We start from the raw sequence: 12,068 nt of genomic DNA on the forward strand, positions 1-12,068 counted from the left end.
AAACCGCCCTCGGGCGGTTTTTCTGTGTGGGCGATGCCGGTTGCAGGGGCATCAGGCCGAGAAGCTAGAGCCGCAGCCGCAGGTACTGGTGGCGTTCGGGTTCTTGATCACGAACTGGGCGCCTTGCAGGTCTTCCTTGTAATCGATCTCGGCGCCGACCAGGTACTGGTAGCTCATTGCGTCGATCAGCAGCGAGACACCGTTCTTGGTCATGGTGGTGTCGTCTTCGTTGGTGATTTCGTCAAAGGTGAAACCATACTGGAAGCCGGAGCAACCGCCGCCCTGCACGAACACGCGCAGCTTCAGGTCGGGATTGCCTTCTTCGGCGATCAGGTCAGCCACCTTGGCCGCCGCGCTGTCGGTGAAGACGATCGGGGCGGGCATTTCGGTCTGGATTTGTTCAGCGACAGCGCTCATTGGGAAACTCCGTTGGGGGGCCGATGTGCCGGCCAATGGGATCATGCTACTGCAATCAACAAAAAACCGCCCGAAGGCGGTCTTTATCGCAAGTATATGCTTCGCTGGCAAACGCTGAGGATTTGCGTCGCGAGCCGCTCCAGGGCAAGGCGCAAACCGGTACCGGGCTCGCGCCCGGTGAGGATTTGCAACGCCGCCATGGAGGGGCGCAGCAGCAAAGCCTTAGCGTTTGGAGAACTGCTTGCGGCGGCGTGCGGAGTGCAGGCCGACCTTCTTGCGTTCCACTTCGCGGGCATCGCGCGTGACGAAGCCGGCTTGGCTCAGCACGGGCTTGAGGCTCGCGTCGTAGTCCATCAGCGCACGCGTGATGCCGTGGCGCGTGGCGCCTGCCTGGCCCGATTCGCCGCCGCCGTTGACGTTGACCATGATGTCGAAGGTTTCGACATGGTTCGTCAAGAACAGGGGTTGCTTCGCGATCATGATCGAGGTCTCGCGGCCGAAATAGGCCTGGATGTCCTTGCCATTGACCGTGATCTTGCCGGTGCCCTTCTTCAGGAACACGCGAGCGACGCTGGATTTGCGACGGCCGGTGCCGTTGTTCCATTCACCAATCATCTCAAGGCTCCTTAGATTTCCAGCGCTTTAGGCTGTTGGGCGGTATGCGGGTGCTCTGCGCCACCGTAGACCTTGAGTTTCTTGATCATCGCGTAGCCGAGCGGACCCTTGGGCAGCATGCCCTTGACGGCCTTTTCCAGGGCGCGGCCCGGATGCTTGGCTTGCATGTCGCGGAAGTTCGTCGCGGTGATACCGCCCGGGTAGCCCGAGTGACGGTAGTACACCTTGTCGATCGGCTTGGCGCCGGTCACGCGGAGTTGCGATGCGTTGATGATGACGATGAAGTCACCGGTGTCGACGTGAGGCGTGTAAATGGCCTTGTGTTTGCCGCGCAAACGGAGAGCAACTTCGCTGGCTACTCGTCCGAGGACCTTGTCGGTCGCGTCAATCACAAACCACTCGTGCGTCACGTCAGCGGGCTTGGCGCTGAACGTTTTGGTCATGAGTTTTCTCTTTTGAAGAGGGTTTGGCGGGCCCTTTTCCACGGTCGGCGTTCCTCTGGCGGGAATCTCTTAGGTGGGTTTGATACCTTCGCCGCGGGGCCACAAAAGCGCTGCGAAGCCTTCCATTATACGAAGGAAAGCCCAATTCGGGCAAATCCGGCCTTTGGCAGCGCACAGGCCTCAAAATCGGAGGCTCCTCGAACGCAGGCGCACGACTCGCAGCTCCCACTGGCTGCGCGTCGGGCGCCCGGCGTTTACCCGTTCATCCGACAGGGACTCGACAAGACATGTTCAGCTATCGCCACGCATTCCACGCCGGCAACCACGCCGATGTGCTCAAGCACACGGTGCTGATCGCCACCCTGGAGCATCTGCTCGAAAAGGACACCGCGCTCACCGTCGTCGACACCCATGCCGGCGCGGGCCTCTACCGGCTCGATGGCGACTACGCCGGGACCAGCGGCGAGGCGAGCGATGGCATCCTGCGTCTCCTGGCGCCGAAGCAGGCTGCGGCCGCGGTCGCGCTGGCGGCGCCTGCCCAGGGCGCGGCGAAGAAGTCCCCCAAGCCGGCCGCGCCGCCAGATGCGCCGATGGCGCCAGCGATCCACGCCTACCTGGACCTGGTGCGTGCGTTCAACCCCAATGGCGGCGCACGCGTCTATCCGGGCTCGCCCTTCATCACGCATCACCTGCTGCGCGATCACGACAAGCTCAAGCTGTTCGAGTTGCATCCCACCGACGCGCGCACGCTCGACGCCAACATCGCGCAGCTCGAAGCCGGCCGCCAGATCGCCGTGCTGCGCGAAGACGGTTTTGGCAGCGCCACCAAGTTCCTGCCGCCGCCCTCGCGCCGCGCGCTGGTGCTGTGCGACCCAAGCTACGAGATGAAGACCGACTACGGTCGCGTACTGGACCTGATCGGCGAATCGCTCAAGCGCTTTGCGACCGGCACCTACGCCGTGTGGTACCCGATCATTCCGCGGCCCGAGGCGCACGACCTGCCGCGCCGGCTCAAGACCATGGCCACGAAGGCGGGCAAGTCGTGGCTGCACGCGACACTGACGGTCAAGTCGAGCAAGGTGTTGACCACCGTGACCGGCGACCAGAAGCGGCCGGGATTGCCGGCCAGCGGCATGTTCCTCATCAACCCGCCCTACACGCTCAAGGGCCGGCTGCAGCCAGCGCTGGAGCAACTCAAGGTCTTGCTCGCGCAAGACCGGCATGCGGCGTTTTCGCTCGACAGCGGAGGTTGAGAAGATCCTGGACAGGATGGCCGCCTACCTTGGGGGGCGACGGCAGTGATCAACGCCGCTGGCGCGGATTGACGGCCTTGGGCGTGCCCTCGGGCGCCTTGCGCTTCGTGGGCGCAGCCGGCGTGTAGGCCGTCGGCTCGAAGCCGTCGGCGTCACCCGTGGCACCGCCGCATCGTTGCTCCTTGCGATCGATCACGGAGAGGGACACCTGCTTGATGCCCAGGCCCATCATGCCGATCTGTTCGGCCGCCGCGCGGCTGAGATCGATGATGCGACCGGCCGCGTAAGGGCCGCGGTCATTGATGCGAACCAGGACTTCCTTGCCATTGACCAGGCTGCGCACGCAAACCTTGGTGCCGAAGGGCAGGGTCTTGTGGGCCGCGGTCATGGCGCTCATGTCGAAGCGCTCACCGTTCGCCGTTCGCTTCAGGTGGAACTCGATGCCGTACCACGAGGCATTGCCGCGTTCGATGATCTCCCGCGGACCGGCGTTGTCGCCCGGCACGCCGTCGTCAACCGACTCCGAGTTGTAGATGTCGTAGTTGACCGTCGCGACGGCCGACTGCGGCGCAGCCCCGGGCGGTGTCGCGGGCAGGCGCGAGAGTGGACGCAGGCGCGGCCAGGAAAAGGAAGACGTCGAGGGTGTCTCGGCGCCGGCCACCGGAGCCGCCCCATCCTCGGTATCGGCCGATCCAGGCGCGGCGGGCGGAACAACGCAGCCGGCGGTGAATGCCGCCGCGAGCAACGCTGCAATCCTGCAACCGACGCGCCAGGAACTCATGGACCCCAGCCCAATCGCTGCAGCAGCCCGAGGGTCGCCACCGACTGGTTCATCGTATAGAAATGCATGGCCGGCGCACCACCTGCACGCAGGCGTTCGCACAGCGTGGCCACCACGTCGGCGCCGAAGGACTTGATCGATTCCACGTCGTCACCATAGCTCTGCAGGCGCAGCCGGATCCAGCGGGGAATCTCGGCGCCGCAGGCGTCGGAGAAGCGCATCAGTTGCGTCGAGCTGATGATCGGCATCACGCCCGGCACGATGGGCGTGTCGATGCCCAGCGCGCGCACTTCATCCACGAAGCGGAAGTACGCCTCGGGGCTGAAGAAGTACTGCGTGATGGCCGAGTCGGCGCCTGCGCGCACCTTGGTTGCGAAGGCCTTGAGATCGGCTTCCGGCGAACGTGCCTGCGGATGCACTTCTGGGTAGCAAGCCACCTCGATGTGGAAATCGTTGCCGGTCTCGTTGCGGATGAAGGCGATCAGGTCGCTGGCGTACTGGAACTCGCCGCCAGCGCCGTAGCCGCTGGGCAGGTCCCCACGCAACGCCACCAGGCGCTTGACACCCATGGCCTTGAGCTCGGCCAACTGCTCGCGCACGGTGGCGTTGGTGGCGCCGATGCAGGAGAAATGGCTGGCCGCGTCGACCCCCTCAGCAAGGATCTCGCGCACGGCATTGAAGGTGCCTGCATGCGTCGAGCCGCCGGCACCGTAGGTGACCGAGCAGAACTCGGGCTTCATGGCATACAACTGCTGGCGCACCGCGCGCAGCTTGACCGCGCCTTCTGGCGTCTTGGTCGGGAAAAACTCAAAGCTCAATGGAAGGCGCATGGCCAACTCCGGTTCACCGCTCTGCGCGAACGGCGTGCAAGAAAAATTCGTGGTTTCCGTCGCCACCCTCGATGGGGCTGTCGAACCAGTTCACCACGCGCAGACTCAGCGCGGCGCATGCCTCCCGCAAGCGCTGCTCGACCACTGCGAAAAGGGCCGGGTCGCGAACGATACCGCCTTTGCCGACTTGCCCGGGCTGCAATTCGAATTGCGGCTTGACGAGCATGAGCAAATCGCCAGCAGGCGTGAGGAACTGCACGACGGCCGGGAGCACCAGCGTCTGTGAAATGAAAGACAAATCGCCAACGATGATGTCGAAAGATGGCTCGGGCGGCGGTTCTGACAGGGCGCCATCGTCCGCGTCGTCGGGCATCAGGTCGGTGGCCGTCAGGGCGCGCGCGTTGACCTTCTCGATGGCGGTGACGCGCTCATCTCCACGCAGCCGCGCATGCAGTTGCCCGTGGCCGACATCGATGCCGGTCACGTGCAATGCGCCATGCTGCAGCAGGCAATCGGTGAAGCCACCCGTCGACTGACCCACGTCGAGGCAACGCTTGCCGGATGGCTTGAGTCCCGCGACGCGCAAGGCGCTTTCGAGCTTGAGCCCGCCGCGCGAGACGTAGCGCGATTCGGCCGCGTCGAGCAGCTCGAGCTCCGCGGTTTCGGGCAGGTCGTCGCGGTTCTTCACCACGTTGCGCCACGCGTCGGTGGTGCCGGCATCACGCCAGCGCAAGCCACCGGCGATGAGGCGCACGGCCTGCGATCGGGACGCGGCCATGCCGCGCTCGACGAGCAATTGATCAGCGCGCATGAGCGAAGCGCCGGGCCGCCCCAAGCAAGCTCGCACCGCAGTGCGAAGCACGAAGGCTTTGCATCCTTCGCCGATCAGTAGCGGTAGGTGTCCGCCTTGTACGGACCCTTCTTGTCGACGCCGATGTAGGCAGCCTGTGCATCGGTCAGCTCGGTCAGCATCGCGCCGACCTTCTTCAGGTGCAGGCGTGCAACCTTCTCGTCGAGATGCTTGGGCAGCACGTAGACCTTGCCGGCCTGATAGGCGTCCTGCTTGGTGAACAACTCGATCTGCGCGATGGTCTGGTTGGCGAACGACGACGACATCACGAAGCTCGGGTGGCCCGTGCCGCAGCCCAGGTTCACCAGGCGGCCCTTGGCCAGCAGGATGATCTTCTTGCCGTCCGGGAAGGTGATGTGGTCCACCTGCGGCTTGATCTCTTCCCACTCGTACTTCTCGATCGACGCGACGTCGATCTCGTTGTCGAAGTGGCCGATGTTGCAGACGATGGCCTGGTCCTTCATCTTGACCATGGTGTCGTGCGTGATGACATCCTTGTTGCCGGTGGTGGTCACGAAGATGTCGGCCTTGTCGGCGGCGTACTCCATGGTCACGACCTTGTAGCCTTCCATCGCGGCTTGCAGTGCGTTGATGGGGTCGATCTCGGTGACCCACACTTGCGCGCTCAATGCACGCAGCGCCTGCGCCGAGCCCTTGCCCACGTCGCCGTAGCCAGCCACACAGGCGACCTTGCCCGCGATCATCACGTCGGTGGCGCGCTTGATGCCATCGACCAGCGATTCGCGGCAGCCGTAGAGGTTGTCGAACTTGCTCTTGGTGACCGAGTCGTTCACGTTGATGGCGCGGAACAGCAGCGTGCCCTTGGCCGACATTTCGTTCAGGCGGTGCACGCCGGTGGTGGTCTCTTCGGTCACGCCGATGATCTCGGCGGACTTGCGGGTGTACCAGGTGTTGTCGACGGCGAGCTTGGCCTTGATGGCGGCGTAGAGGATGCGTTCTTCCTCGCTGGTCGGGTTGGCCAGCACGGACTGGTCCTTCTCGGCGCGCTGGCCCAGGTGCATCAGCAGCGTGGCATCGCCGCCGTCATCGAGGATCATGTTCGGGCCTTCGCCCTTCGTGCCCTTGGAGCCGAAGTCGAAGATGCTGTGGGTGTAGTCCCAGTAGTCCTTCAGCGACTCGCCCTTGATGGCGAACACCGGCGTGCCGGCGGCGGCGATGGCGGCGGCGGCATGGTCTTGCGTCGAGAAGATGTTGCACGAGGCCCAGCGCACGTCGGCGCCGAGGGCTTGCAGCGTCTCGATCAGCACGGCCGTCTGGATGGTCATGTGCAGCGAGCCGGTGATGCGCGCGCCCTTGAGCGGCTGCGCCTTCGAGAACTCCTCGCGGATGGCCATCAGGCCGGGCATTTCGGTCTCGGCGATGCGGATTTCCTTGCGGCCCCAGGCGGCAAGCGACAGGTCGGCGATGGCCTGGTCAACGGTGGAAACGGGGGTGGGCTTGAGAACTGCGCTCATGTGAACTCCAACAAAGCTGGTTTGAAGAATGCCACTGCGTTCGGGGTATGAAAACTCACCGCGAGAACAGCGGGTGAGCGTGGTTGCGATAAGGGTCCGAGCCTCACGCCTGTCGGCGCTGCAACGCTCCTCGGAACGGCGGATTTTAGCGCGGGTGCGATTTGACAGCTGCCGAACTGTGTTTCGGGGTCGCGACGGCGCCTTTGCCGGGTGGGTTGCAAGCCGCGGCGCGCCGCACTCACTGCCTGCGCATGCGAGCGTCGCAACGCCACAGATCGCCCGCAAAGACACTGGCCCGACGGGATTGCGACCCTGAAACGTCGTTCATCAGCCTGCCCTGGCCAGCGGGATTGGAAGGATCGTCCTAGACTGCCGATTCCCATCGCCTGTCCGGAGACCCAAGCCATGATGAAAGCTCAGCAACTCGCCATTTCGATCGTTATTGCGGCCACGTCCGCGCTGCCCCTGGTCGCCGCGGCGCAAGCGCCCGCGCAGGTCCGAGTGCGCGGGGTCATTGAACGTGTCGACGCCAACTCGATGGTCGTCAAGGACCGCAGCGGTGAAGTGGTCACGCTGGTGCGGCCCGCGGACATGAGCGTCTCGGAGGTCGTGCCGCTCACGATGGCGGACATCAAGGCCGACAGCTTCGTCGGCGCCGGGTCGATGCCGCAACCCGACGGCACGCAGCGCGCGATGGAGATCGTGGTGTTTCCGGAGTCCGCACGCGGCACCGGCGAAGGCTTCCGGCCCTGGGACTACATGCCCGAGAGCACGATGACGAACGCCACCGTTTCCACGCTCTCTGCTGCGCCGGCATCGGTGCCGGGCGGGCAGAAGCTGTTGCTCAAGTACAAGGACGGCGAGCAGACGGTGATCGTGCCTGCGGGCACGCCGGTCGTCACCTTCAAGCCGGGCAACCAGGACCAGGCCGCGCTGGTGGTGCCGGGCGCCAAGGTGGTCATCACGGCGCAGGAGAAGGAAGGCAAGCCGACCGCGCTGCGCATGCTGGTCGGGCGCAACGGTTTCCAGCCACCGATGTGAGTCCGGGGAGGGACTCGGGAATGGCGCGGCCCCTGCCCTCGTCGGGTTGGCCCGCGCCATTCTTCGGTCAGTGCGCGACGGCGCCCTTGGGCGCGACGGCCGCCGAGGGCGTCTCGGACTCCACCTTGAGCCGCAGCGCGATCACGGTGCCGATGGCCGCCACGGAGCCGAGCAGGATCAGCCCGGTGGTGAAGCTGCCGGTCTTGTCGTGCAGGTAGCCCATCATGTAGGGACCGAAGAAGCCCGAGAGGTTGCCGATCGAGTTGATCGCTGCGATGCCTGCCGCCGCCGAAGCCCCGGTCAGGAAACTGCTCGGGATCGGCCAGAACAGCGGCGGCACCGACGACACGCCAATCTGCCCCAGGCACAGCAGCCCGAGGATCAGTACCGGTGCACTCACCATGCCTGCGCCAGCCACGCCAACGGCGGCGAGCGCCAGTGCGAAGGCCACGTGCTCACGCCGCTTGAGCGTGCGGTCGGAGTTGCGGCTCAGCGTCACCATGCCGATGGCGCCGAAGACGAAGGGCAGCGCGGCCAGGAAACCGGCCTGCAGGTTGGAGACGCCAAAGCCCTTGATGATCGACGGCAGGAAGAAGGCCACGCCGTAGCTCGCCGCGTTGAGGCAGAAATACACGGCGGCGCATGCAAGGATGCGCGGGTTGGAAATCGATTGCCAGAGGCTCATGTGGCCGTGGCCGGCGGCGACCTTTTCCTTGGCTTCTTGCGCAAGCCGTGTGTCCAGCCAGTCGATTTCCTCCTTGTTGAGCCAGGTGGCCAGGACCGGGCGGTCCGTCAGGTAGAAGATCACGCCGATGGAGAGCAGTACCGATGGCGCGGCCTCCAGCACGAACAGCCACTGCCACCCAGCCAGCCCGGCGCCAGTGATCCCGAGCAACGCGCCCGACAGCGGCGCACCGATGATCGACGAGAACGGAATGGCCAGCATGAACAGCGACACCACCCGCGCCCGGTAGATCGCGGGGAACCACAGGGTCAGGTAGAAGATGACGCCGGGATAGAAGCCCGCCTCCATCACGCCGAGCAGGAAGCGCAGCGTATAGAAGGTCACCTCGTTGCTGACACCGAGCGATCTGGAGATGGGGTCGATGAAGGCGAACAGCGCGGACACCAGGCCCCACGAGGCCATGATCCGTGCGATCCACAAGCGCGCCCCGAAGCGGTTGAGTGCCAGGTTCGACGGCACCTCCAGCAGGAAGTACGCCACGAAGAACAGGCCCGCGCCCAGCGCATAGGCGGTTTCGCTGAGGCCGAGCGCGGCGTTCATCTGCAGCTTGGCAAAGCCGACGTTGACGCGGTCGAGATAAGCGACGAAATAGCAAAGGATCAAAAAAGGAACAATGCGCCGCATCACCTTGCGGATCGTTCTTGTCTCCAACTCATTCATGTTGTTGTCTCCCCGTTGTTTTTTCAAATGAGGCCACGTACTGCGTCACGCCGCGGGGCGGACGTTTCGCGTCGGTGGCATGTGGAAGCGCGAGTCGGGACGGATGGCCGTGGCGGCCCGACCCGTGCGCGTGAAGCGCTGGTGTGCGGTGGTCTCCTCCTTGCATCCGCTCATGGGCGGACGGCTGTTGTGCGTCGGTCTGTGCCTGCCCAGTCTCCCCGGGGACAGCGGGTGCCGTCAACGGTAGGCGTCCGCTGCGGCGTCCCGCAAGTGACTGCCCAAGCCGGGGCGGCGATAATTGCGGGTTCTCCTCGACCCCTGGTCCGCCGCGCCTCGCCTCCTCATGGCGACTGCGCGGTCCGCAATCCTTGCGGCCACATCCTGTCTCTGGAACCCTCTTCGTGTCCTATCTTTCCGAAACCCGCCGCCGTCGCACCTTCGCGATCATCTCCCACCCTGACGCCGGCAAGACCACGCTGACCGAGAAGCTGCTGCTGTTCTCGGGCGCGATCCAGATCGCCGGCTCGGTGAAGGCGCGCAAGGCCTCACGCCATGCGACCTCCGACTGGATGGAAATCGAGAAGCAGCGCGGCATCTCGGTGGCCTCGTCGGTGATGCAGATGGCGTACCGCGACCACGTGATCAACCTGCTCGACACGCCCGGCCACAAGGACTTCTCGGAAGACACCTACCGCGTGCTCACCGCCGTGGACTCGGCGCTGATGGTGATCGACGCTGCCAATGGCGTCGAAGCGCAGACGCGGCGCCTCATCGAAGTCTGCCGCCAGCGCGACACGCCCATCATCACCTTCGTCAACAAGATGGACCGCGAGGTGCGCGAGCCGCTGGACATCCTCGACGAAGTGGAACGCGAACTCGGCATGGCCTGCGTGCCGATGACCTGGCCCGTCGGCCAGGGCAAGACCTTCCGCGGGATCATGAACCTGCGCACGCAGGCGATGACGGTGTTCGAGTCGGGCAGCGAACGGCTGCCGCAGGACTTCGAGACGATTCCGCTGTCGGACCGCGAAACGCTGACCAAGCGCTTCGGCACCGACTTCGAGGACGCGATGGAGAGCATGGAACTGGCCACCGGCGCATCGCATGCCTGGGACCACGAGGCCTTTCTCGCCGGCAAGCAGACGCCGGTGTTCTTCGGCTCCGGCGTGAACAACTTCGGCGTGATGGAAGTGCTGGATGCGCTGGTCGACCTGGCGCCTTCGCCGCAGTCGCGCACCAGCACCACGCTGGTGAATCGCCAGTCGGTCGTGAAGGAGATCCAGCCCGAGGACAAGGACTTCGCTGGCGTCGTGTTCAAGGTGCAGGCCAACATGGACGCCAACCACCGCGACCGCATCGCCTTCGTGCGAATGGCCTCGGGCAAGTACACGCCCGGCATGAAGCTGCGCGTGCAGCGCACTGCGAAGGAGCTGCGGCCGACCAGCGTGGTGACCTTCATGAGCCAGCGACGCGAGGCCGTGGACGAGGCCTATGCGGGAGACATCGTGGGCTTCACCACGCATGGCGGCGTGCAACTCGGCGACACCATCACCGATGGGGCGAGCCTGCAGTTCACCGGGTTGCCGTTCTTCGCGCCGGAGCTCTTCATGACGGTGATCCTGAAGAATCCGCTGCGCACCAAGCAACTGCAGCAGGGACTGGCGCAGCTGGGCGAGGAAGGCGCCATCCAGGTCTTCCGTCCCGAAGTGGGCGGCCCGATGCTGCTGGGCGCGGTCGGGCAACTCCAGTTCGAAGTGGTGCAGCACCGCCTGAAGGCAGAGTACGACGCCGATGTGAAACTCGAAGGCTGCCAGTACACCGGCGCGCGCTGGATCACCGCCGACACGCCGGCCGAGTTGCGCGAGTTCGTCAACGCCTATCCGGTGCGCATGGCCAAGGATGCGGCCGACACGCTGGCCTTCCTGTGCACGTCGCCCTACGACGTGCGGCTGGCTCAGGAGCGCTTTCCGAAGATCCATTTCCATCCGCTGCGCGAGCATGCGGGCCTGGCGTTGCAGACCGCCGGCTGAATGGCCTCCACGCTCGGTACCAGCGTGTCCTCGTTGCCCGCCGGCCAGCCCGCCTTGGAGCAGCCCGGCGACGGACCGATGCTGCCGCTTTCGCGATGGCCTTGCGAAGCACGCGCCGGCCTGGTCGGCGTGTTCACCGACATCGACGACACGCTGACCACCGAAGGCGCGATCAGCCCCGACGCACTGCAATCGCTCTCCGACCTGAAGGCCGCGGGCTATCACCTCGTCGCCATCACCGGTCGGCCGGTGGGGTGGAGCGAACCGTTTGCCGCTTCATGGCCCGTGGATTCCATCGTCGCGGAAAACGGCGCGGTCGCGCTCGTGCGCTCGGTCGACGGCACGATCACCAAGCGCTACCAGCAGGACGCCATGACGCGAGCGCGCAACTTCGTGCGCATGCAGTCAGTGCTCGATCGCATCGAGCGCGAGATTCCCGGCGCGCAGCGAGCGACCGACTCGGTCGGGCGTGAATGCGACATCGCCGTCGATCACAGCGAGTTCGTGCAGCTCGACGATGCACGGATCGCCGCTGTCGTCGCCCTCATGAAGAGCGAAGGCATGCATGCCACGGTGAGCAGCATCCACGTCAACGGCTGGTACGGCGAGCACAACAAGCTGGAAGGCGCGCGATGGATCGTGCGCGAACTGTTTGGCCGTTCACTCGATGGCGAGATGAGCAGCTGGGCGTACGTGGGCGATTCGACCAACGATGCACTGATGTTCCAGCACTTCGAACACAGCATCGGCGTGGCCAATGTGCGCCGGTTCGAGGCGTCGCTGACGCACCTGCCGCGCTATGTCGCACCGAGCGAACGTGGCGCGGGCTTCGCCGAAGTCGCGGGCGCCATTCTTGAAAGCCGCGCGCCGCTCGACGCGCGTTGAGGACGATGGCGGGCGCGCGGGGCGTTCCGGCCACCGAGCGGGC

General features: G+C 65.1%; 12 protein-coding genes and 1 riboswitch. Of the genes, 4 read left to right on the forward strand and 8 right to left on the reverse strand.

Annotated features, from left to right (window positions below; all coding sequences use genetic code 11):
• Window positions 1-51 precede the first annotated feature (51 nt).
• From erpA to rplM, 3 genes are all read right to left on the reverse strand, one after another.
• Complete coding sequence (gene erpA, locus HB681_RS24065; RefSeq protein WP_213957393.1) at window positions 52-417, reverse strand: iron-sulfur cluster insertion protein ErpA; 366 nt, start codon at window positions 415-417, stop codon at window positions 52-54.
• 222 nt (window positions 418-639) lie between these two features.
• Window positions 640-1,032, reverse strand: coding sequence for a 30S ribosomal protein S9 (gene rpsI, locus HB681_RS24070; RefSeq protein ID WP_213957394.1), 393 nt, complete (start codon window positions 1,030-1,032; stop codon window positions 640-642).
• A gap of 11 nt (window positions 1,033-1,043) precedes the next feature.
• Window positions 1,044-1,475 carry a 50S ribosomal protein L13 gene (rplM, locus tag HB681_RS24075; protein WP_213957395.1) on the reverse strand — a complete coding sequence of 144 codons (432 nt, stop codon included), beginning with the start codon at window positions 1,473-1,475 and terminating at the stop codon, window positions 1,044-1,046.
• 287 nt (window positions 1,476-1,762) lie between these two features.
• Between rplM and rlmJ the strand changes: the two genes are divergently transcribed.
• On the forward strand, window positions 1,763-2,728 hold the full coding sequence (rlmJ, locus tag HB681_RS24080; RefSeq protein ID WP_213957396.1) for a 23S rRNA (adenine(2030)-N(6))-methyltransferase RlmJ: 966 nt from the start codon (window positions 1,763-1,765) through the stop codon (window positions 2,726-2,728).
• Window positions 2,729-2,777: 49 nt separating this feature from the next.
• On the opposite strand, the gene HB681_RS24085 is transcribed toward rlmJ, so the two are convergent.
• From HB681_RS24085 to ahcY, 4 genes are all read right to left on the reverse strand, one after another.
• A complete protein-coding gene (locus tag HB681_RS24085; RefSeq protein WP_213957397.1) occupies window positions 2,778-3,509 on the reverse strand; it encodes a septal ring lytic transglycosylase RlpA family protein in 732 nt (243 codons plus the stop codon).
• Window positions 3,506-4,339, reverse strand: a complete 834-nt coding sequence (metF, locus tag HB681_RS24090) for a methylenetetrahydrofolate reductase [NAD(P)H] (protein WP_213957398.1) — start codon at window positions 4,337-4,339, stop codon at window positions 3,506-3,508. The genes HB681_RS24085 and metF overlap by 4 nt, the downstream gene beginning before the upstream one ends.
• Window positions 4,340-4,352: 13 nt before the next feature.
• Window positions 4,353-5,150, reverse strand: a complete 798-nt coding sequence (locus HB681_RS24095) for a TlyA family RNA methyltransferase (protein WP_213957399.1) — start codon at window positions 5,148-5,150, stop codon at window positions 4,353-4,355.
• 74 nt (window positions 5,151-5,224) lie between these two features.
• The gene (gene ahcY / locus HB681_RS24100) at window positions 5,225-6,664 is read right to left on the reverse strand and encodes an adenosylhomocysteinase (protein WP_213957400.1); all 1,440 of its coding nucleotides are present in this window, start codon (window positions 6,662-6,664) and stop codon (window positions 5,225-5,227) included.
• 68 nt (window positions 6,665-6,732) lie between these two features.
• Window positions 6,733-6,802, reverse strand: a riboswitch (S-adenosyl-L-homocysteine riboswitch).
• A gap of 267 nt (window positions 6,803-7,069) precedes the next feature.
• Between ahcY and HB681_RS24105 the strand changes: the two genes are divergently transcribed.
• Window positions 7,070-7,705 carry a hypothetical protein gene (locus HB681_RS24105; RefSeq protein WP_256735081.1) on the forward strand — a complete coding sequence of 212 codons (636 nt, stop codon included), beginning with the start codon at window positions 7,070-7,072 and terminating at the stop codon, window positions 7,703-7,705.
• A 67-nt stretch (window positions 7,706-7,772) separates the two neighbouring features.
• Here the strand turns inward: HB681_RS24105 and HB681_RS24110 are convergent, their stop codons facing one another.
• Window positions 7,773-9,110 carry an MFS transporter gene (locus HB681_RS24110; protein WP_213957401.1) on the reverse strand — a complete coding sequence of 446 codons (1,338 nt, stop codon included), beginning with the start codon at window positions 9,108-9,110 and terminating at the stop codon, window positions 7,773-7,775.
• Window positions 9,111-9,511: 401 nt separating this feature from the next.
• Between HB681_RS24110 and HB681_RS24115 the strand changes: the two genes are divergently transcribed.
• Window positions 9,512-11,140 (forward strand): peptide chain release factor 3, encoded by a 1,629-nt coding sequence (locus HB681_RS24115; protein ID WP_213957402.1) that lies wholly within the window; start codon window positions 9,512-9,514, stop codon window positions 11,138-11,140.
• A gap of 78 nt (window positions 11,141-11,218) precedes the next feature.
• Complete coding sequence (locus HB681_RS24120; protein WP_213957472.1) at window positions 11,219-12,025, forward strand: HAD-IIB family hydrolase; 807 nt, start codon at window positions 11,219-11,221, stop codon at window positions 12,023-12,025.
• Window positions 12,026-12,068: the final 43 nt, after the last annotated feature.

Source organism: Variovorax sp. dw_954, from assembly GCF_018449755.1.
GTDB lineage: Bacteria > Pseudomonadota > Gammaproteobacteria > Burkholderiales > Burkholderiaceae_C > Variovorax.